Source organism: Pseudarthrobacter sp. SL88 (assembly GCF_026672455.1).
Taxonomy (GTDB): Bacteria; Actinomycetota; Actinomycetes; order Actinomycetales; family Micrococcaceae; genus Arthrobacter.
Window position 1 is genome coordinate 3,912,523 of record NZ_JAPPRD010000001.1, and the last position, 20,686, is coordinate 3,933,208.

Annotated in this window: 22 protein-coding genes; 8 read left to right on the top strand and 14 right to left on the bottom strand. The window is 67.1% G+C overall.

Annotated elements, in window-relative coordinates; genetic code table 11:
* Positions 1-9: 9 nt before the first annotated feature.
* Positions 10-399: a CBU_0592 family membrane protein gene (locus OVA06_RS17780; RefSeq protein WP_268160135.1), complete on the bottom strand. Its 390-nt coding sequence runs from the start codon at positions 397-399 to the stop codon at positions 10-12.
* A gap of 217 nt (positions 400-616) precedes the next feature.
* On the opposite strand from OVA06_RS17780, the gene OVA06_RS17785 reads away from it, so the two are divergent.
* The 3 genes from OVA06_RS17785 (at position 617) to OVA06_RS17795 (ending at position 3,946) form a co-directional block, all read left to right on the top strand.
* Positions 617-1,063 carry a helix-turn-helix transcriptional regulator gene (locus OVA06_RS17785; RefSeq protein WP_268160137.1) on the top strand — a complete coding sequence of 149 codons (447 nt, stop codon included), beginning with the start codon at positions 617-619 and terminating at the stop codon, positions 1,061-1,063.
* A complete protein-coding gene (locus tag OVA06_RS17790; protein WP_268160139.1) occupies positions 1,060-1,479 on the top strand; it encodes a VOC family protein in 420 nt (139 codons plus the stop codon). Before OVA06_RS17785 ends, OVA06_RS17790 begins: the two co-directional genes overlap by 4 nt.
* A gap of 76 nt (positions 1,480-1,555) precedes the next feature.
* Entirely contained in the window at positions 1,556-3,946 is a 2,391-nt protein-coding gene (locus OVA06_RS17795) for an excinuclease ABC subunit UvrA (protein WP_268160141.1), read from the top strand.
* Between the two features lie 97 nt (positions 3,947-4,043).
* Here OVA06_RS17795 and OVA06_RS17800 read toward each other — a convergent pair whose 3' ends face one another.
* Positions 4,044-5,009 (bottom strand): alpha/beta hydrolase, encoded by a 966-nt coding sequence (locus OVA06_RS17800; protein WP_268160143.1) that lies wholly within the window; start codon positions 5,007-5,009, stop codon positions 4,044-4,046.
* Between the two features lie 60 nt (positions 5,010-5,069).
* On the opposite strand from OVA06_RS17800, the gene OVA06_RS17805 reads away from it, so the two are divergent.
* The 4 genes from OVA06_RS17805 (at position 5,070) to OVA06_RS17820 (ending at position 7,797) form a co-directional block, all read left to right on the top strand.
* Positions 5,070-5,642, top strand: a complete 573-nt coding sequence (locus OVA06_RS17805) for an MOSC domain-containing protein (RefSeq protein WP_261618801.1) — start codon at positions 5,070-5,072, stop codon at positions 5,640-5,642.
* A gap of 243 nt (positions 5,643-5,885) precedes the next feature.
* Complete coding sequence (locus tag OVA06_RS17810) at positions 5,886-6,290, top strand: hypothetical protein (RefSeq protein WP_268160145.1); 405 nt, start codon at positions 5,886-5,888, stop codon at positions 6,288-6,290.
* Positions 6,291-6,449: 159 nt separating this feature from the next.
* Positions 6,450-7,433 (top strand): trypsin-like serine peptidase, encoded by a 984-nt coding sequence (locus tag OVA06_RS17815; protein WP_268160147.1) that lies wholly within the window; start codon positions 6,450-6,452, stop codon positions 7,431-7,433.
* Between the two features lie 142 nt (positions 7,434-7,575).
* Positions 7,576-7,797, top strand: a complete 222-nt coding sequence (locus tag OVA06_RS17820; RefSeq protein ID WP_268160149.1) for a hypothetical protein — start codon at positions 7,576-7,578, stop codon at positions 7,795-7,797.
* Positions 7,798-8,031: 234 nt separating this feature from the next.
* Here the strand turns inward: OVA06_RS17820 and OVA06_RS17825 are convergent, their stop codons facing one another.
* From OVA06_RS17825 to OVA06_RS17840, 4 genes are all read right to left on the bottom strand, one after another.
* Complete coding sequence (locus OVA06_RS17825) at positions 8,032-9,207, bottom strand: MFS transporter (RefSeq protein WP_268160151.1); 1,176 nt, start codon at positions 9,205-9,207, stop codon at positions 8,032-8,034.
* A complete protein-coding gene (locus OVA06_RS17830; protein WP_268160153.1) occupies positions 9,204-9,869 on the bottom strand; it encodes a GntR family transcriptional regulator in 666 nt (221 codons plus the stop codon). Before OVA06_RS17830 ends, OVA06_RS17825 begins: the two co-directional genes overlap by 4 nt.
* A gap of 170 nt (positions 9,870-10,039) precedes the next feature.
* Complete coding sequence (locus OVA06_RS17835; RefSeq protein ID WP_442793586.1) at positions 10,040-11,317, bottom strand: MFS transporter; 1,278 nt, start codon at positions 11,315-11,317, stop codon at positions 10,040-10,042.
* A gap of 194 nt (positions 11,318-11,511) precedes the next feature.
* Positions 11,512-12,369 carry a LysR family transcriptional regulator gene (locus OVA06_RS17840; RefSeq protein ID WP_268160157.1) on the bottom strand — a complete coding sequence of 286 codons (858 nt, stop codon included), beginning with the start codon at positions 12,367-12,369 and terminating at the stop codon, positions 11,512-11,514.
* Positions 12,370-12,438: 69 nt separating this feature from the next.
* On the opposite strand from OVA06_RS17840, the gene OVA06_RS17845 reads away from it, so the two are divergent.
* Complete coding sequence (locus OVA06_RS17845) at positions 12,439-13,389, top strand: EamA family transporter (RefSeq protein ID WP_268160159.1); 951 nt, start codon at positions 12,439-12,441, stop codon at positions 13,387-13,389.
* A 3-nt stretch (positions 13,390-13,392) separates the two neighbouring features.
* Here OVA06_RS17845 and OVA06_RS17850 read toward each other — a convergent pair whose 3' ends face one another.
* From OVA06_RS17850 to OVA06_RS17885, 8 genes are all read right to left on the bottom strand, one after another.
* Positions 13,393-14,376: a cyclase family protein gene (locus tag OVA06_RS17850; RefSeq protein WP_268160161.1), complete on the bottom strand. Its 984-nt coding sequence runs from the start codon at positions 14,374-14,376 to the stop codon at positions 13,393-13,395.
* A 14-nt stretch (positions 14,377-14,390) separates the two neighbouring features.
* Positions 14,391-14,627 (bottom strand): hypothetical protein, encoded by a 237-nt coding sequence (locus OVA06_RS17855; protein WP_268160163.1) that lies wholly within the window; start codon positions 14,625-14,627, stop codon positions 14,391-14,393.
* A gap of 10 nt (positions 14,628-14,637) precedes the next feature.
* Positions 14,638-15,975, bottom strand: a complete 1,338-nt coding sequence (locus OVA06_RS17860) for a TRAP transporter large permease subunit (RefSeq protein WP_268160165.1) — start codon at positions 15,973-15,975, stop codon at positions 14,638-14,640.
* A 77-nt stretch (positions 15,976-16,052) separates the two neighbouring features.
* Positions 16,053-16,832 carry an NAD(P)-dependent oxidoreductase gene (locus tag OVA06_RS17865; RefSeq protein WP_268160167.1) on the bottom strand — a complete coding sequence of 260 codons (780 nt, stop codon included), beginning with the start codon at positions 16,830-16,832 and terminating at the stop codon, positions 16,053-16,055.
* 44 nt (positions 16,833-16,876) lie between these two features.
* The gene (locus OVA06_RS17870) at positions 16,877-17,506 is read right to left on the bottom strand and encodes an RraA family protein (protein WP_268160169.1); all 630 of its coding nucleotides are present in this window, start codon (positions 17,504-17,506) and stop codon (positions 16,877-16,879) included.
* Between the two features lie 29 nt (positions 17,507-17,535).
* A complete protein-coding gene (locus OVA06_RS17875; protein ID WP_268160171.1) occupies positions 17,536-18,546 on the bottom strand; it encodes a tripartite tricarboxylate transporter substrate binding protein in 1,011 nt (336 codons plus the stop codon).
* Between the two features lie 54 nt (positions 18,547-18,600).
* Positions 18,601-20,103 (bottom strand): tripartite tricarboxylate transporter permease, encoded by a 1,503-nt coding sequence (locus OVA06_RS17880; RefSeq protein ID WP_268160172.1) that lies wholly within the window; start codon positions 20,101-20,103, stop codon positions 18,601-18,603.
* A gap of 2 nt (positions 20,104-20,105) precedes the next feature.
* Positions 20,106-20,615 carry a tripartite tricarboxylate transporter TctB family protein gene (locus OVA06_RS17885; RefSeq protein WP_268160173.1) on the bottom strand — a complete coding sequence of 170 codons (510 nt, stop codon included), beginning with the start codon at positions 20,613-20,615 and terminating at the stop codon, positions 20,106-20,108.
* Positions 20,616-20,686 lie beyond the last annotated feature (71 nt).

Consider the following 20,686-nt stretch of genomic DNA (forward strand, 5'->3'; position numbering starts at 1 on the left):
ATAGGCTTTTTAGGCCGCGAGCCGCGCGTCCGCCGCCGTGGGAACGGAAACCACGGGCAGCGCCTCGGTAAGAGCCTCGACTGCCTCGACGACGGCCATCTGGCCGGTCGAATCGGGAACGCCCGGATACTGCACGTGCGCCTCAACCGACTGGGCCGGAGCCTCCACCTCACGCATCCGGACCAGCGCCACTGCCGAGATCAGGAACCAGGCCACGTTGGTGACCACGGACGGCCACGCACCGTGCAGGGTGCCGTTGATGATGAAGGCCACGGAGCCGAAAAGGTTCGCCGTCTGGAAGCCCTTACCCGCCTTCAGCCAGCCCATGGAAACAGCGAGGTAAGCACTGAGAATCGCCACTGCGCCTGCCCAGCCGGCGAGTTCCCACAGCAGTTCCATGACGTCCTTTCGAGGTTCCCCGCGCAGAATCCAGGCAGGGCTGATGAGGGGTAAAACGGGGGTTGGTTTGCCGGCTGCTGGGTTCCTCAAGCCCGGTTCGGGCGAGGACCTCATGCTGGCCGGCGGGATAATCATACCCCGCACCGGAGGGCCAATTTGCCACCGCAGCGGATGCCCGGCTATGGACATCATCCGTGCCGCGTAGCACCATCTGAGAGTGACCTCCACGCCCGCCGATCCGTACCTCCGCGAACTCGCCCGGCTGCGGCGCGTCAAGGACCGGATGGACCGGGAATACGCCCAGCCGCTGGATGTCGAATCGCTCGCCAGGGACGTCCACATGTCCGCCGGCCACTTCAGCCGCCGCTTCAAGCTCGCCTACGGGGAGTCGCCCTACAGCTACCTCATGACCCGGCGCATCGAACGCGCCATGGCGCTGCTCCGCAAAGGCGACCTCAGCGTCACCGAGGTGTGTTTCGCCGTCGGCTGCTCCTCGCTGGGCACCTTCAGCACCCGCTTCAGCGAACTCGTGGGGATGCCGCCCAGCGTCTATAAACAGGAAGCGGAACACTCCACGGCCGGCATCCCTGCGTGCGTGGAAAAACAGGTCACCAGACCGGTCAGGAATCGAGAAGCGCCCGCGGTTGAGGCGTTACTAGCATGACTGGCATGGACATCACCATTTCCTCAACCTTCCTTCCCGCCACCGATCCCGACGCCTCACTGGCCTTCTACCGCGATGCGCTCGGCTTCGAGATCCGCAACGACGTGGGCCGCGGCACCATGCGCTGGATCACCGTGGGCCCCGCCGGCCAAAAGGACGTCTCCATCGTCCTGCACCCGCCGGCCGTGGACCCCGGCATCACGGAGGACGAACGCCGCACCATCGCCGAAATGATGGCCAAGGGCACCTACGCCACCATCGTCCTCTCCTCCCCCGATGTGGACGCCGCGTTCGCCAAGGTGGAGGCCAGCGGGGCGGACGTCGTCCAGGAACCCATCGACCAGCCCTACGGCATCCGGGACTGCGCCTTCCGCGACCCCGCCGGAAACACCGTCCGCATCAACCAGCAGCCGTAGGCTGATACCAACGACGCCGGAGGGAGGCTGCCCGGTGCAGCCTCCCTTCAGCGCCGCCCAACGAGATGGAGGCTCGATGAGCACGGATACCGGCACCGACAACCGGGCGGCAGCGGCGCACGTCGCCGACAGCCACGACACGATCAGCGTGCAGGGCGCACGGGAGAACAACCTCAAGGACGTCAGCCTGGACCTGCCCAAGCGCCGGCTGACGGTGTTCACCGGGGTGTCCGGTTCCGGCAAGAGCTCGCTGGTGTTCGCCACCATCGCCGCCGAATCCCAGCGCATGATCAACGAAACCTACAGCGCGTTCGTCCAGGGCTTCATGCCCAGCCTGGCCCGCCCGGACGTGGACCGGCTTGAGGGGCTGACCACGGCGATCATCGTGGACCAGGAGCGGATGGGCGCCAACCCGCGATCCACCGTGGGCACCGCTACCGACGCCAATGCCATGCTGCGGATCCTGTTCAGCCGCCTGGGCCAGCCGTACGTCGGCCCGCCCACCGCTTTCTCCTTCAACGTGCCCACCCGCAAGGCCAGCGGCGTAATGAGCACCGAGAAAGGCGGCCGGGTGGAAAAGAGCATCGTCCAGCAGGCCACCTACCTGGGCGGCATGTGCCCGCGCTGCGAGGGCATGGGCAACGTCAGCGACATCGACCGGACCGCGCTGTACGACGATTCCAAGACCCTCGCCGAAGGCGCCCTGACCGTTCCGGGCTACTCGATGGACGGCTGGTACGGCCGCCTGTTCGAGGGCATGGGTTTGCCGATGGACAAGCCGATCGCCAAGTTCACAGCCAAGCAGCTGGACACGATGCTGTTTGCCGAGCCCACCAAGATCAAGGTGGAGGGCGTGAACCTCACGTTCGAGGGCATCATCCCCAAGATCCAGAAGTCGATGCTGTCCAAGGATGTGGAGGCCATGCAGCCGCACGTCCGCCGGTTCGTGGAACGCGCGGTCACGTTCGCCGTCTGCCCCGAGTGCAAGGGCACGCGGCTCACGCCGGAGGCCCTGGCATCGAAGATCAAGGGCAAGAGCATCGCGGACCTGTGCACCATGCAGATCAGCGACCTCGCCGGATGGGTGCGGGACCTGGACGAGCCCGCCGTCCGGCCGCTGCTCACCGGGCTCCGGGGCCTGCTGGACTCCTTCACGGAAATCGGCCTGGGTTACCTTTCCCTGGACCGGCCGGCCGGCACGCTCTCCGGCGGCGAGGCGCAGCGCACCAAGATGATCCGCCACCTGGGCTCCTCGCTCACCGACATCACCTACGTCTTCGACGAGCCCACCATCGGCCTGCACCCGCATGACATCGAGCGGATGAACAATCTCCTGCTGCAGTTGCGGGACAAGGGCAACACCGTCCTGGTGGTGGAGCACAAACCGGAGACCATTGCCATAGCGGACCACGTCGTCGACCTCGGTCCGCTGGCCGGCACCGGCGGTGGCGAGATTGTCTTCGAGGGCGACGTCGAGGGGCTGCGTTCCAGCGATACCGTCACCGGCCGGCACATCGGCTACCGCGCCCGGCTCAAAGAATCCGTCCGCAAGGCCGCCGGGGCGCTGGAGATACGCGGTGCCGCCACAAACAACCTCCGCGACGTGAACGTTGACGTGCCGCTGGGCGTGCTGTGCGTGGTGACCGGCGTGGCCGGGTCCGGCAAGAGTTCGCTCATCCACGGCTCCCTGGCCAAGCGGGAGGGCGTGATCGTCATCGACCAGGGCGCCATCAAGGGCTCACGGCGCAGCAACCCCGCCACCTACACCGGCCTCCTTGAGCCGGTGCGCAAGGCGTTCGCCAAGGCCAACGGCGTCAAGCCGGCCCTCTTCAGCGCCAACTCCGAGGGCGCCTGCCCCACCTGCAACGGCGCCGGCGTGATCTTCACCGAGCTCGGCGTCATGGCCACAGTGGAATCCACCTGCGAGGATTGCGAGGGCCGCCGCTTCCAGGCCGCCGTGCTGGAATACACGCTGGGTGGCAGCAGCATCGCGGACGTGTTCGACATGTCCGTGGACGCCGCGCTGCAGTACTTCGCCGAAGGTGAAGCCAAGACCCCGGCCGCGCACAAGGTCCTGGAACGGCTTGCCGACGTGGGCTTGGGCTACATCACCCTCGGCCAGCCGCTCACCACGCTCTCCGGCGGCGAGCGCCAACGGCTGAAGCTGGCCACGCAGATGGCGGAAAAGGGCGACGTGTACATCCTGGACGAGCCCACCACAGGCCTGCACCTCGCCGACGTCGAACAACTCCTGGGCCTGCTGGACCGGCTGGTGAAGTCCGGGAAGTCGGTGATAGTCATCGAGCACCACCAGGCGGTCATGGCGCACGCGGACTGGATCATTGACATCGGGCCCGGGGCAGGGCACGACGGCGGGTCGATCGTCTTTGAGGGCACGCCAGCCGATCTCGTGGCGGCGAAGTCGACGCTGACCGGGCAGCACCTGGCAACGTACGTGGGCGCCTAGAGCTGGCCGCCGGTGGTTGAGCATGGGCCCACGGCCGCAGGATCCCTGGCCGAGCTTGCGAGGTTAGGGAGCGGTTGGGGAGCGAAACCTACTTCCGCTAGAGCTGCCCCAGGAAGTCGACTGTGGCGGCGGCGATCTGTTCCTGCGCGACCTCACGGCTGATGCCGGGGTCGCCGTCGCCGGGCTGCGCGCCGTAGTCGCCGAAGAAGGCGTGCACGCCGCCCTGGACGGCGGCGAACTCGGCGTCGGCGGGCAGCAGCTCCAGGGAGGCATCGATCTTCGCCGGGGTGCTAAGGCCGTCCTTGGTCCCGGACACGGACAGGACCTGCAGCCCTGACCGGCCGCGGAGCGAGTCCAGCGGGTAGGAGGCGTAGAGGACCAGGCCTTTGACGTCGGTGTTGTCCTGGGCAAATGAGGACGCGGCCACCCCACCGAGTGAGTGGCCGCCCACTGCCCAGGTGGTGATGTCCGGGTTGTCCGCCATCGCGCTGCGGGCCTGGTTGACATCCAGCAGGCTGAGACCCAGCGGCTCCTTCAGGATTACCACACGAACCCCTGCGCCGACGGCCGGGGCCAGGATGTCCTGGTAGGCACGCGCATCAACGCGGGCGCCCGGGTAGAACACCAGTCCCTTGGTGGGTGCCCGGCCGCCGTCGGGCGTCATGGTGATGGTGGTGGTCGTTTCGGTGACGATGAGATCGGATTTGGGCCCGGCCTCCGCGGCCGCGCCGGGCTGGTAGGCGAACGGATTGAGCCACGCCAGCGCGGCCACGAGTCCCAGTACGGCGGTCCGCCCCGCCCACGCACCGATGGCCCTCGGCAGCCGGCGGGGACGGGGTCTGTCCCGGCGGTGCCAGAGCAGGACAGCCCAGGCCACCCCGACGACGGCGGCCGCGATCAGCAGGCCCGGCAGCAGCGGGTGCCCGCCCAGGACAGCCGGATTCGCCACCAGCATCCAGGCCGGAACCGCGATGAGGGCGGCAGCGCACACCGCCGAGATCCAGAAGATCACAGTCCGGCCCCTGGCGGGGGCAGCTGTTGCCGCAGGGAAAGAGGAGTCCATGGTTCCTGATCATTCCACCGGCGGCCTGTTTTCGCGGCAGGGCTGGCCTACGCTGGCCGTATGGCCGAAAAATTCCGGTACGACGTCGAGATCCTGCACCTGCTGGTGTCCCCCGCGCACGCCTACTTCGGCCGGGCGCGGGACGGAGCCGCTGACGTGCCCACTGCTGATGCCGAGGTTGCCGAGGTGGTGGCCGGCAAGGGCATCGTGGGTGACAGGTTCTTTGGGAAGGCCGCGCACATGGACGCCGCGGTGACCCTGTTCGCCGTCGAATCGCTGGAGGCCATCGCGGCCGAGCTGGGAGCCGGCCCCTTCAATCCCCTGCTGACGCGCCGGAACGTGATCCTCCGCGGGGTGCAGCTGCCGCCTCTGCTGGGGCAGGACTTCACGCTGGAATCGGGTGGGTCCCGGGTGGATTTCCACGGCGGCCGGCACGCGCAGCCCTGTGCGTGGATGAATGAGGTGCTGGCCCGCGGGGCGCATCCGGCCATGCGGGGACGCGGCGGCATCCGCTGCCGCGCGCTTTCGGACGGACTGCTGCACCGGGGCCCGGCGGTGCTGGTAAGTCCGGTGCCGCTGGACCCGGCCCGAGCCGGGGAAGCAAGCCTGCTGCGGCCCTCGCGGCTGCCGTAATCCCCGCCTAGTAGCCGATCCCCATTTGACTTGCATTGTTTTGTTAAGGGTTTTAGGTTGAACCGGACCTGAGCCCATGACGCCGGGGACAAATATGGTTCGGGTAAAGCCCGATGAATTTGGGGGATTAATTCATGAAGTCTAGAAATATGGTGACAGCTGATCTGGGTTTGATGCTGGTCTGCGGGTTGCACCGCCGCGTGGCAGCGTTCTGGGCCTGATATGAACCGAGATGAAACAACGATGTCGACCAAATCAAAGTACTGGCTAACCCTTAGCGGCCTCCTGGCCGCGGTGGTCATAACCGTGGGGCTGGCGCCGGTCCCGCTGGTTTTTGTCCTCGGCGGAGCACTCGTAATCGGCTTCTTTGCCGCGGGAGTGCTCTATGGCCAATTCCAAAAGGACGCCGTCCGGAGCGGTGCCCTGGCCGCGCCCTTTCCACTGCTCTTAGCAATAGTTGCGTTCAACGTTGCACTCCTGCTTCGAGGCAGCGAACTGTCGCTCTTTCTGGTCCCAGTCCTGGCAGCTGCCCTGTTTGCCATCTGCTATCTGTGGTCCATCAAACATGGACCCTACGCCCCGCCGCGTTCTTCCGGGCCGGGCCTCACAGCCTTCGCTTCCCATCACCGCACGCCGGACGGTGGCTGATCTTTAGCACATCCCCTCCCGCATCCAACAGTGATTACAAATTCGTAGAGTCATTAACTGATTGAAGAATCTTATTTACAAGTTTGTCATACCGAGATAGGTTCTCTCCAGCGAACCACCCAACAGGTCCGCTTCACTTCGAACCTACCGAGGACAGCTATGACATCAACCAGGACTCTGGCCACAAGCCTCATGAGCCTCACCACCGCAGCACTGTTCGCCCTCTGCTCTGCCGGGCAGGCGACGGCAGCCCCCGCATCGCCGGACACCAAGGACGTTGCAGGTGTCAGCAGCGCGGCCGTCACCGACACCACCGGAGCCGACTACTGGACGCCGGAACGCATGCGTTCAGCCGTCCCGGCGGACGTCCTCGCGAAGAAGGCCGTGGACCGGCAGAAGGCCAACCCGGCAGTCCTCCCGGAGCAGGCAAAGGGCCCGGAAACCAAGATCCAGGGCTCCACACCCCAGATCCAGACGAAGACCAACGCCAGCGAAACTCCCGTGTCCCACATCGGCAAGGTGTTCTTCACCCTCGGCGGCACCAACTACGTCTGCTCAGCCAACTCGGTGGTGTCCACCAACCGCAACACCGTATCCACCGCCGGCCACTGCCTCAACGAAGGCCCCGGAGCCTTCGCCACCAAGTTCACGTTCGTTCCCGCCTACCTGAACGGCGCCGCACCCTACGGAAAGTGGACCGCCAAGGCGCTCTACGCCCCCACCCAGTGGAGTTCGTCCGGCAGCATGCAGTACGACACGGGCTTTGCCGTGATGAGCCAGCTCAACGGCCGCAACCTGGCTGACGTCGTCGGGGCCTCCGGCGTGAGCTTCAACGCCGCCCGCGGCCTGGCCTACAAGGCCTTCGGCTACCCGGCAGCCTCACCGTTCAATGGCGAATCACTGAAGAGCTGCTCCGGCACCGCCACCAACGATCCCTACAGCCCCGAGTTCAACACCCAGGGCATCCCCTGCAACATGACCGGCGGCTCCTCAGGCGGACCGTGGTTCATCGGCACCAGCTCCAGCGGCTACCAGAACTCCGTCAACAGCTACGGCTACGGCACCAACTCCACCAAGATGTACGGCCCGTACTGGGGTTCAGTGATCCAGCAGGCGTACAACTCCGCATCCTCAGCCTCCTAAGGGAAAGCGGCGGGTCCCGGCTCTTCCGGGACCCGCCGCTGTGCACTACCGTAGCGACCACGGGCGGGGTTTTCCCGGCCTGGATCCGGCAGCAGCGTGGGCCGGGTAGTCACCGTATGGTTTGTTCAAGCAAAGGATGACAATGGCCGTTTCAATTGAGCTTGGCAAGAAACTCGATAAAGAGTTCGAAAACCTTTCCCTCGAGGAAATCCTGGATGCCCCTCCGTCGGCCCTTGCCGGCCTGACAGAGAAGCACGCCGAACTCCTTGCCGGCATGGGCATCAAGACAATCCGTGACCTGGGCAGCAACAAGTACTTCGCAGTGGCCGGCGTCCTGGTGGCGCTGTCCAACCACACCGGCTAGTCCCGGGCTGCATTCCGCATAGTGCACCGAAAGGTCCGGCCGGTGGTCACCCCCGGCCGGACCCTTTTTGTGCCGACTTCCGGGAACGGACGACGGCGTCACGCGCGGCACGATTTCGGGCCGCCTCAGGTGGGGAAGCCCCGAAAACCCGGGGATCCGCCGTCGTCCGCCACCCAAAAGCATGCCCGGCGTGACAGTCACTGTCGTGGCGGTGCCCCGCGACGGACCCGCAGGTCAGTCCAGTTTGACCCCACGGAGCAGCACCATCGTTCCGCCCACCACCACGGCGGACGCGAGGAACACGCCTGCAGCCCCCAGGCCTGCCGCGACGACGCCGATGGCGCTCGGCAATATCACCTGCCCCACGCGGTTCCCGGCGAGGCGGAGGGCGAGTGCCCGCCCGCGCTGACCCGCCGGCGCCTGCGCCGACAGCCACGACATGGTGAGCGGCTGGCCGATGCCAAGGCCCAGCCCGAGTACAGCCATCACCACAAACAGCAGCCAGGCCGGCATGGGAATGGCCGCTGCAGCCAAGGCGGCAGTGGACAAAGCGAGGCTGGTGACCAGCAGCCGCATGCGCCCGATCTTCCGTGAGACCCGCCCCAGCAGGAGCCTGGACACCATGGAGAACACGGCGCGGACCGTGAGCATCGCACCGACGGTGGCCGCGGTGAGGCCGCGGTCTGTTCCCAGCGCGGGAAGGTAGACCATGGTCAGGTCCACCACGGCGAGGACGGTGGCGCTGGTGGCCAGCGCACGGGCGACGCCGGGGGCTTTGAGGAGTGAGACGGCGCTGCCCTTGGCTGCACTTTCGTCGCCGGCTTTCTTCCGGCCGCCGCTGACCTCGGCCGAGACGACGAAGGTGGTTCCGAAAAGCACCGCGCTCATGCACACGGCGAGCAGGAAGATCATCCGGGTGTCCGGCTGGACCGAGTTGCCGCCCACCAGGGAAATCGCCAGCGGCCCCAGGGCCTGGCCCAGCGAGGCAGCGAACGTCAGGTATCCAAAGGCAGAATCCATCCGGCTTGCCGCGGCGTTGTTGGCCACCACCGCCTGCTGTCCCACCACGCAGGCCAGCTGCCCGGCGCCCAGGAAGGCGGTTCCAATGACCAGGGTGGTGATGGAGGAGCCCCAGAACAGCAGGAACGCGGAGCAGGCGAGCACGACGCCGGACCCGATCGCCATGAGCCGGCGCTCACCCAGGCGGTCCACCAGGCCGCCCGTGGGAACGGCGAGGAGCAGTGGGAAGACGGCGTAGCTGGCCGCCAGGAGTCCAAGGGCGAAGCCTGGAACGTCCAGCTCCAGCGCCCGGTAGGTGGCGGCCGGCCGCACCAGGAACGTAACGGCCTGGATCAGTGCCGAGTGCAGGAGCAGGGCGGTGGCCGAGCGGCGGCCGAGTTCTCCGATCATGAGCCGGAGCCGTTCTTACCGGAAAGCGCCCTGACGGCGGCGTCGCGTGCGCCCATCACATGCTCGAAGGCCACCTTGGCTGCCCGCTCCGGATCACCGGCGGCGATCGCCTCAACCAGTGCCCGGTGCTGCGCCAGCGCCTGGTCCCGCCGCCTTTGGGTGCTGTTGGTGTAATGCCGGTACCGCTCCATCTGGCTGGCGACCTGCTCGTGGAACCGCCCGGCCCAGGAATTGCCGGCGATCAGTGCGATCCGGGCATGCAGGGCCATGCCCTGCTGCATGGCGTCGTCGGCAAACTCCACCAGCGCGGCGTTCCGCGCCAGGATCCCGTGGAGTTCGCCGAGGTCCGCGGGTGTTGCTTTCAGGCAGGCATTCCGCGCCATGAGGGACTCCACGGCCGCCCGGACCTCGTAGAGCTCCGAGATTTCGGCCTCGTCCAGCACCGGGACAACCACGCCCCCGGTGGGTTGCTGCTCCAGGAGGTTCTCCGAAATCAGCCGCCTGATGGCTTCCCGCAGCGGCGTCCGGCTCACCTGCAGGGCGGTGGCCATTGCCGGTTCGTAGATACGCTCACCCGGTTTCAGGTCAAGGCATAGGATGCGCCGCTTCAGTTCGGCGTAGACAACGTGGGCGCCCGTGTTCCGGGCTGGAATAGCTGGCATGGGTGGAACCTCCAACCATCAGCGTACTTGTATACAACTATGCAGGCGTGCTTTTGTGGGCGACACCACGCGGGTGACCGTGCATGCGGAGCGGCAACACGAAAAAAGGAAGGGACAGCACGTGCTGTCCCCTCCTCGTGGCCGTGCTGGCGCGCCGGCAGTCAGACCGCTCAGGCCTTGTGGGCCTCCAAATCCTCCAGCGACTTGCCCTTGGTGTCCGAGGACATGAGGGTGGCCACGGTGGCCACCAGGCAGATGACGAAGGTGGCCAGCCCGATGGTCAGCGGCACGTTGGCGGTGCCCGGAGGGGCGATGGCCGTAAAAATGCTGGGGAAGAAGGACGCGATCATCAGGCCGATGTTCTGCGAGACGGCAAACCCGGTGACGCGGATCCGCATGGGGAACTGCTCCTGGAAGAACGTGGCGAAAGTGGCGTTCCACATCTGGAAGAAGATGCCCTGCACGATCACCACGGAGACGAACACCAGCGGCAGGCTGCCCTGTTCGATCGCCCACAGGTAGCCGCCCACCATCACGCCGCCCAGCAGTCCGCCGCCTGCCATCAGCGTGCGCCGGCCGATCCGGTCGGACAGCGCGCCGAAGAGCGGAATGGTGACAACTGCGGCGATGTTGGCCACCAGCGTGACCCATAGGAACTCACTGCTGGAGAAGCCGTTGCCGTAGCCCTTCTGGGTGGCGTAGGAGACGCCGAAGATCAGGGTGGCCATGCCGATGACATTCGCGAAGGTCATCAGGATGCACCGGACCATGGCGCCGGGGCGGGTGCGCAGGAGCTCCACCAGCGGGAAGCGCTGCTTCTGCGCGGCCTCACCGGATTTCGCAGCGTAGGCGGGCGGTTCCTGGACCCGGCGGCGGATGAAGTAGCCGGCAAGGATCACCACGGCACTCAGCAGGAACGGGATGCGCCAGCCCCAGGACGCGAACTGGTCCGCCGGGAGTGCCGCGGACAGCGGGAGCAGGACGGCGGTGGCCAGGATGGAGCCCACCTGGGTGCCCTGCAGGCTGAAGCTGGCGAAGAAGCCGCGCCTGGCATCCGGCGAGTGCTCCACGATCATCGCACTGGCACCGCCCAGTTCACCGGCCACGGCGAAGCCCTGGATCAGGCGGAGGACCACCAGCAGTGCCGGAGCCAGGAGGCCCACCTGGCCGTAGGTGGGGAGAAGGCCGACGGCGAAGGTTGCGAAACCCATGAGCAGCATCGCGAAGACCAGCACGCTCTTGCGGCCCTTCCGGTCGCCGTAGGCACCAAGGACCACGGCACCGATGGGCCGGGACACGTACCCCACCGCGTAGGTGGCCAGCGAGGCGATGATGCCGACGGTGGGGTTTTCCGACGGGAAGAAGATGGTGGGGAAAACCAGGGTGGCGGCCAGCGAGTACAGCGCGAAGTCGTAGTACTCCAGGGCGCTTCCGATCCAGCCGCTCATCGCGGCCTTCCTGGGATCCCGCGGACCGGCTCCTGCTGCCCCGCCGGTACGGACGGCACCGGGATTGACGGCGCTGCTGTGGGTAGTGCTCATGTGCTTGTCCTTCGACTCCATTGGCAAAGAACCGGGAAACCGGCGCTTTGAATCGATTCACAATCTTAGGACGTGACCCTCGTTACGTCAATGGGCAAGCGCTATCCCGCCACGTAGGCTTCGCGCGCCAGGCGGATGAAATCAGCTACCGCGGGAGAGGGATCATCCCGCCAGGAGGCCAGGAAAACCTCAATCCGCGGAGCGTCCCGGACCGGCCGGTAGGCGATGCCCGGGCGGGGATTCTGTGCGGCTGTTGCCTCGGACGACATCCCCAGCGCCTTTCCCGTGGAAATCAGGGTCAGCCACTCGTCCACGCCCTGGACCAGCCGGAATCCGGCGGGGCGGGAGCCCTCCGGCCAGAGCTCTTCGCTGGTGGTTCCGGTGCGGCGGTCGACGGCGATAGTCCGGCCCGCGAAGTCGGCCAGCCGCAGGAAACGCCTGCGGGAGAGGGGATCGCCGCTGGCCACCGCGGCGAACCGCGCTTCGGTTCCGATCGGCGTCGAGGTGAACCGGGCGTCGGCAACGGAGCGGCGCAGGACGGCGATATCGGCGGAACCGTCGGCGAGGCCGCCGGACGGGGCATTGGACTGGACCCACACCAGGGATACCTCCGGATGGATCTCCTCCCACCGGCGCTGCAGCGCAATGGTGCGGCGGCCCAGCGCGGACCAGGCGTAGCTCACCCGCAGTTCGCTGCCGTGGTCCCGGGCCTCCCGCTCCAGCAGGGCCAGTTCGTCGAGGACACTGCGGGCGTGGGCGATGATCCGCTCGCCCACCGGCGTCGGGGAGAAGCTGCGGGTGGTCCGCTGCAGGATGCGGAGCCCCAGCGCCTGTTCCAGCGCCGCAATGGAACGTGAGACCGCAGCCTGCGAGGTTCCCAGCTCGATGGCGGCGTCCGTGAAAGTTTCGGCGTCCACGACGGCGACCAGAGCGCGGAGATAGCGCAGCTCAACATTCATACGCTCATCGTATAGAAGGCCCGGCGCATGCATTTCCTGCGGCACCCGCCGCAGCCTGACACTGTGGGGATGGACGCTACTTTGCTGCATGGCGCGGGGAAGACCCGCGGTGCGACGGGCACCCCGGGCGGGCCGCCGTCGTCGTTGGTGCGTGGCCTGCTGACCATGACCGGGGCGGGGGTCAGCAACCAGCTCGGCGCCGGAATCGGCGCGCATGCCTTCCCGGCGATCGGGCCGGCAGGGGTGGTGGCCGTGCGCCAACTCGTGGCAGCGGCCGTGCTGCTTCCCGCGGCGCGGCCGCCGTTGCACCGCTTTACCTGGCGGCAGTGGTGGCCGGTCCTCCTGCTGGGCGCGACCACGGCCCTGATGAACATCTGCCTGTACATGGCCATCGACCGGATCGGGCTGGGGCTGGCGGTTACTCTGGAATTCCTGGGTCCGCTGGCGGTGGCGCTGCTGTCCTCGCGAAGCCGCTGGGACCTGCTGTGCGGGATTGGCGCCGGGGTGGGCGTGTACGTCCTGGTGATGCCCGGGCCCGCGAGTGACCTGGTGGGGATCCTCATCGGCCTGGGCGGCGCGGCGGGCTGGGCGGCCTACATCCTGCTGAACCGCGTGGCCGGTCAGCGGCTGCCCGGCCTGCAGGCTCCGGCGGCCGCCAGCCTGGTTTCGCTGGTGCTTTACGTACCGGTGGCCATCCACCTGCTCGCCAATGGCCGCTTCACCGGACCCGCACTGCTGTACGCCGCCGCAGCCGGAATCCTGTGCTCGGTGGTTCCGTATGCCGCCGACCTGATCGCCCTCCGGTTTGTTCCTGCCGGCTTTTTCGGGGTGTTCATGAGCATTAACCCAATCCTCGCGGCACTCTCCGGCATTGTGGTGCTGGGCCAGGTGCTGATGCTCCATGAGTGGCTGGGCATCGCCCTGATTGTCGCGGCGAATGCCGCGGCGATCTGGCTCGCGGGACGGCGGCGGCGGATTCCCGGACGGGCCGGGCAGCTGGTCACTTCACGGCGGAGCTGACGCTCACAGCATAGCCGTGGCGTTGGCCGGCGAGCCTGTTCCGCCGGTGATGTTGAGCGGTTTGATGCTGATGAACGCATCCCAGTGACCGGCGTTGCGCATGTGCCGCGCCAGCGGGCCAAGGCGCCACAGCTCGCCCAGGGGCATGCCCAGCTTCGCGAGGAGTTGTTGGTGCATCATGCCGTGGTCGTTGGGGGCTGAGTCCCGGTACGGGCTCTCCGGAACGGCAGGCAGGCATTCGAGGGCGAAGTTGTCCGCAGCGAGCAGTGCCAGGCGCTGGTCCCAGGCCCACGCCACGAAGTCCTGCGACTGGGCAATGCCCGTAGCCCTCCTGCTGTCGCGCACCTGCTGCTTTTCCGCCGTCGGCAGGTCAAGGAACCATTCGCACCATCCCGTGTGCAGCAGCAGGATGTCCCCTTGGCGGAGGGTGGCATGCTGTGCTGTGAGGGCCGCTTCGATGAGGGCGAGGCCCAGCGGCTCCCCTGCCGCATGGTCAATAGGGACGCCCCGGGCGGCGCGGTAGCCGTCGAGGTCCACCAGCACCGCGCGGCCTACGATCGGTTCATCGGCCCATTCCTGGATGCCCAGGTCCGGGGTCCCCTCCACCACGCGGTCATCGGCCGTGCCGTTGTAGAACCCCACGTCGTCCGCCCGGCGGTGCCGGAGGCCGTCCACCTGGCTGGATCCCTGAAGGTAATAGCCGTCCAGGAAGTCATCGCGGTGTGCCGGGTGGGAGGAGTAGATGGTGTGCTTGGGTGCGCCGCGCTTCAGGGACATTCCGGGGTGGAACGCGTCGGCCGGGTAGTCGAGGCCGAAGACGGTGCCGGTGCGTATGCACTCCCGCGCATTGAGCACCACCTCGGGAGTGATGAACGACGGCGTCCCGCGGGTTGGGTGCGGAAACAGGCCCCAGGAAGTTCCGGCCAGGCAACCCTCCCGCTGCAGCAGCACGTCAAAGCCTGGATATATACCGTCAGTGGAATTCATCGGACTTCAGCCCCTTACGGCTGCTCCAGAGGCTGCCGGCGCTTGTAGCTGAGCAGGAACCCTGCCACGGCGCAGACGGAGGCGGCCATGCAGATGGGAGTCTTGAGGCTGTCATTGAGCGCCGTGAGCCACTGGCCCTGCCCCGCCACCAGGCCGATGGCCTGGCCGAGGACGAAGACGATGCCGCCGGCCAGCAGTACAGCCAGTGTGAGGACGAAGAGGACTTCGATGGCCCTTCGGAACGTGTGCATGGAATGTTCCCTAGATCGGCAGGATGCCGAGGATGATCAGGACCCCGATGCCCAGCAGCGGCACGGCGTAATGGGTCAGGAGGCGGAGGAAGGTCTTGAGCGGATCCACGTCCGCGATGCCGCAGGCCACGTACAGCGGGGCACCGCCGGGCGGGACGGCCGCTTCGCAGGACGAGAACACCAGGACGGCCACGGCCGCGGTGGTGGCCGGGACGCCGGCGGCGACGAGCGATGCCACACCTACCGTTCCCACGGCGGCCATGGTGGCGGTGGCGGACAGCGGTGCCGCCACCGCAATGATAATCAGGCCGATCAGGATGGCCAGCAGCCACAGCGGCAGGTTCATCCCGTTTAAGAGGGTGATCATCTGCTGGGGCAGCCCGGTGGCGGCCAGCGCGTTGGCCCCGGCGAAGGCGAACACCACGGTGACGCCCACAATGCCGAACCGCGGCGCGGACTCCTGCAGCAGCGTCCACCAGCCCCGCCCGCTGCCCGGCAGGTTTTTCCGGCCCAGGAGGAAGCCGGTAATGATCAGGACCACGGGGATCCACACGATGACGCTGACGGATTTGGTGACGTCCCCGCCGGTCCAGTCCGACAGGCCTTTGGCCAGGGCTCCCGTGGTGATCACCAGTGGGATGGCCACCACCACGAACAGCAGCAACGTGCCCCAGCCGCGGCCGAACGCCGAGCGCACCGTCAGCCGGTGCGCGGCATCGAGCGGGGTCATACCGCTCTTGCGGACCAGCAGCCACGTGACCACCAGCCGGTGCAGGAAGCACCAGAGCCCGCCGAAAAGCAGGGGCAGGACCAGCGCATTGATGTCCAGCAGCGGCCCCACCGTGGCGGAACCCACCAGGACGAACATCGAGGCGCTGAACGGGAACGTGATGCCCATGCCGGCATTGCCCGCCACCAGCGTTGCTGCGGACGGCTTGTCCAGCTTGGATTTTTCCATCCACGGAATGGTGACGGAGCCTACCGTGGCGGCAATGGCGGCCTGGTTGTGCACCACTCCGCCGAGACCCGCCGATGCCACCGTGGAAACCCAGGCGGGCCCGCCCTTGACGCCGCCGATGAGCGAGTTCAACAGGTCGATCAGCCGGTCCAGGACGCCGGCCTTGTCCAGCAAGTAGCCCATGAAGACGAACGCCATGGTGGCGTAGACAATCTCGTCGGTGATGGCGTCGTACAGGGCATCCCAGCCAATGGCCGCCGCCGCGGCGCCGGTGAAGGGCAGCACGGCCAGGAAACCGAGGATCATGGCCTCCCCCACGCTGCGCTTGATCAGGGTGGTCCAGAGCAGGATGACGGCAAGGTAGGCGCCGAGTGCCCAGATGCCGATCATGCTGCTGCTCCTGACGGCCGGATGCCGGTTGGTTTGGAAATCGTGTTGCCTGTTCCTGATTGTGCCTGACTGCGCGGTCAGCGCAAGGCCGGTTCCGTGGCCTGCGCCATGCGGGCCAGGGCGGTGGCCGACGCGGTGGTCATCTCGGCGGGGACGCCAAGGTCAGACAGGTAGCTGGCGGTGTCCTGCATTTCCTTCGACCGGCGAACGGCATGCTTGGCGCTGCCGGTAAGGAACCGGTCGATGACGGCCTGGCCGTCGCCGGCCAGCTGCCCGGCGATCTGGCCGCGGATCCAGGCCTCCAGGCCCGCTGCCTTTCCGGCCGTGACGGCTTCCACCACCACGGACGCCAGGCCCTTCATGAGGACGCTGCGCAGCAGTTTGTGGGCCATCGCCGCCCCGGGCTCACCGTCCGCGATTTCCACCTGCACGCCCAGGGGGGCCAGCAGGTCGGCAACGGCCCGGGCACCGGGACCGCTCACCATCAGTGGGGTCTTTTCGCCCAGCGCCGAGACCGGGCCGAGGATGGCGACGTCGGCGAAGCCGGCCTTGCTGGGCAACTGGCCGAGCTCCTGCATCACGCCCGGGGACGAGGACGTGAAGTCCGCGTAGACGCTGCCGGCGTCGAGTACCGGCAGGCATTCCTGAGCCACGCTGCGGGCGGCTGCGGCGCCGGTCATCACCAGGACGATGTCCGCTCCGGTGCATGCTTCGGCTGCGGTCGCGGCCCGGGTGACACCCGGCGGGGTGGTGGGGGCCACCGGGTCGAAGCCGGTGACGGTGTGGCCGGCCGCGGTCAGTGCCGCGGCGTAGGTGGCTCCGGCTTCGCCGAGGCCGATGACGGTGCACGCTGTCATGGTTTGCTCTGTTCCTTCTGGTGGCGTTCTGGTGGTGTTGGTGTTCAGTTGCGGGCTGTGACGATGGCCTGGCGGCGGTTCGTCTCGTCAGCGAAGACCGCTTCGGCAGCCTCGGCGACGGCGGCGGCCTGCTCCCGGGGGATGACCACCACGCCGTCCGAATCGCCCACGATCACGTCGCCCGGGAGAACGGGGACGCCGCCGAAGGCGACGGCGGTGCCCAGCCTGAACGGGCCGTCCTTGTAGGGACCGGCGGGCGAAGTAGCCCTGGCGAAGACGGGCATGCCAATCTCACCCAGCGCCTCGGCGTCGCGCGCTGCTCCGTCCAGGGCGAAGCCCGCCAGGCCGAGGTTGATGGCACGCTCACCGATCAGCTCGCCCAGGAGGGCGCGGGATTCGTCTCCGCCGCCGGCCACCACAATGACGTCTCCGGGACGGGCCTGCTGCAGCGCCTGGTGGATGCCCTTGTTGTCGCCCGGGCGGGTCCATACGGTGAAGGCCGGCCCGGCAAGCTTTGCGCCCGGCCAGACGGCCTGGATGGCCGAATCCGCGACCCCGAGCCGGTCCATGGCATCGCCGATGTTGGCTGCGGGCAGCTTGGCGAGCCGTTCAATGGTGGCCCGGTCGGGGCGGGCAAAGTCCGAGTCGGTGGCCTCAATTGCTGGAGTTGTCATGATGGATCTTTCCGTTCAGGCGGGCGGGGTCAGTCTTTTTTCTGGACCAGCGGCAGGACTTCCTTGAAGTCCTCTTCCTGGCCGGCCCAGAACGTCTTGTAGTCGGCGCCGTTGAGGTAGCTGGTCTGCAGGCCCAGGTCCTGCATCTTCTTCACCACGGCGGGGTCCTCGATGGCCTTCTGGATGGCGGCTTCGAGCTTCGTGGCAACGTCCTCGGGCAGGCCGGCGGGGGCGGAGTAGCCCCGGGCGGTGCCGGCGGTCAGGTCATAGCCGGATTCCTTGAACGTGGGGATGTCCGGCAGCGAGGGTGCACGCTCCGCGGACATGACGCCGAGGACGCGGGCTTTGCCCTGCTTGCTGAGGTCGTTCACGTCGCTGACGTTGGCCACCAGGACATCCACGTGCTTACCGAGGAACGCGGTGGTGGCCTGCGAAGCACCCTCCGAGAAGTGGACCGGAGCGAATTCCGAGCCGGTGGTTTCCTGCAGCTGGGCCAGGGCAAAGTGTTCGCCGGTCTGCAGGCCGGTGGTGCTGGCGGTCATGGACTTCGGGTTGGCCTTCGCGGCGTCCAGCAGGTCCTTGATGGTTTTGTACGGGCTGTCCGGCTGGACGGCGATGACGGTGGGGTCAATGACCTGCCGGCCCAGCGGCTGGAAGCTTTCGCGGGTGTACTTGGCGCCGCGGGACGGGTCCAGGGGTGACACCACTACCGACGGCGATCCCGTGGCGCCGATGGTGTAGCCGTCGGGCTTGGCGCTGGTGAGCTGGGTGTAGCCGATCTGGCCACCGGCGCCGGGTTTGTTGATGACCTCGACGTTGGTGCCGAGTTCCTTTTCGAGGACCGGCTGGATGAGCCGGGCGGCGGTGTCCACGGCGCCACCGGAGCCGAAGGCGACGATGATGTCGATCGATTTGCCCTTCTTCGGGAAGTCGCCGGCCGCACCGGCGGCGCCGGTGGCTCCGGGGTTGGCACCGCAGCCGGTGAGGCCGATCAGGGATGCCGCGGCAAGGGCAGCGGCGAGGCGCATACGGGTCTTCATGGTTCTTCTCCTTTGAAGGTGGGGATTTGGGTGCAAGGGGGAATGCGGCGGGGTTTAGGTTTCGGGGTCTTCGTTCAAGGCCTTGGGCTTGCGGAGCTTGAGCAGCGGGCTGAAGACGATCAGGACGCCCAGACCGATCAGCACCGCGGAGATGGGGCGGCTGGTGAAGATGCTGAAGTCGCCCTGGGAGATTTCGAGGGACTCGCGCAGTGACCGTTCCATCAGCGGGCCGAGGACCAGCGTGAGCACCATGGGTGCCAGCGGGATGTCCAGGTGCCGGAGGGCCAGGCCCAGGAGGCCGAAGCCGATCATCACGAAGACATCGAAGACGCTGAAGTTGATGGTGTAGGCGCCGATCACCATGAACAGCAGGATCAGGGCGGTGAGGATCGACGACGGGACGCGGAGGATGGAGGTCCAGAGCCCCACGAGCGGGACGTTGAGCAGGAGCAGGATCAGGTTCCCGATGAAGAGGCTGGCGATGATGGCCCAGGCGATCTCGGAGTTCTCGGTGAAGAGGGTGGGTCCCGGGGTGAGTCCCTGCTGCAGGAAGGCGCCCATCAGCACCGCGATGGTAGGTGAGGCCGGGATGCCGAGGGTGAACAGCGGGATGAGGGCTGCGTTGGCGTGGGCGTTGTTGGCCGTTTCCGGGCCGGCAACGCCTTCGATGGCGCCCTTGCCGAGTTCGTGGCGGTTGCGGGAGAACTTCTTTTCCGCACCGTAGGACAACAGTGAGGAGACGGAGCCGGTCATGCCGGGGATGAGGCCGAGGCCGAACCCGATGCCGGTGCCGCGGGCCATCGCTGGGGCACTGCGCAGCCATTCCTTTCCGGTGGGCAGCAGCGAGCGCAGGTTGGGTGCGTGCACCGCGGCGGGCTGGTCACCCTTGCGGTAGGACAGGAGTTCGGAGAGGCCGAAGACGCCCACGATCACGGCGACGAAGCTGACGCCGTCCAGGAGCCGGTCCATGCCGAAGGTGAAGCGCGGCGCGCCGGCCACGGGATCGATGCCCACCATGGAGATCAGCAGGCCCAGGGCGCCGGAGATGACGGCCTTGACCATGGATTTGCCGGCCAGGGCCACCAGGAGCGAGATGCCCACCACCATCAGGGCGAAGAATTCCGGCGGCCCCACCAGCAGGCCGAGTTCACCCAGTGGTTTGGCGGCGGCCACCAGGCCGAGGGTGGCTATGGTTCCGCCCACGAAGGACCCGACGGCGGCAATGGTCAGGGCGGCGCCTGCCTTGCCGATCTTGGTCATGGCGTAGCCGTCGATGGTGGTGATGGCGGAGGCTGCTTCCCCGGGGGTGTTCAGCAGCACGCTGGTGATGGTTCCCCCGTAAGCGGTGCCGTAGAAGATGGCACACAGCATGATGATGGCCCCGGTGGCGTCCATGTTCAGCGTGAGCGGGATGAGCAGGGCGACGCCGGCTACCGGGCCGATGCCCGGCAGCACGCCGATGATGGTGCCCAGCAGGCAGCCCAGGAAGGCGAACAGCAGGTTCTGCCAGGTCATGGCGGCCGCGAAGCCGTTGAGGAGTTCGTTGAGGGTATCCACGTCTAGAGTCCGATCGCATTAAGGAAGGGAAGGGCGGACACCGGCAGCGCGACGTTCAGGCCGTAATTGAAGGCGTAGAACGCCCCGAAGCTTCCGGCCACCGCGATGATCAGCGAGGACACCCAGGTCCTGCGCCCGCGAAGTTTCAGGTGGTACAGCAGGAACGCGAACATGCTCAGCTGGAACCCGAGCAGGTCCATGAGGGCCGCGAGGATCACCAGGCTGGCGACGACGGCGATCACGAGCCCGCGGTCAACGCCGGCTGCCGTTTCGCTGGGGTTGCGGAGTTCCTGGAGCAGCCAGAGGAGGGCCATGGCCGCGAGGACGGCGCCCATGGCGAAGGGGAAGAGGCCCGGACCCGGGCCGAGGGATGTCCACAGCCCGAGGCTGATGGAGCTGACGAGGACGTAGACACCGACGGCCGCGAAGGCGCCGATTCCTGCCAGCACGGAAGGGGCCACCCGGGTTGTGTTTTCACGCCCGGGGTTCGTCGTGACTGACTCCGTTGTCATGGGATTCCTTTTCACTGCGCGTCATTGCGTTTCACAGAATGAAACTATATTGCGTACTGAGAAATAGTGAC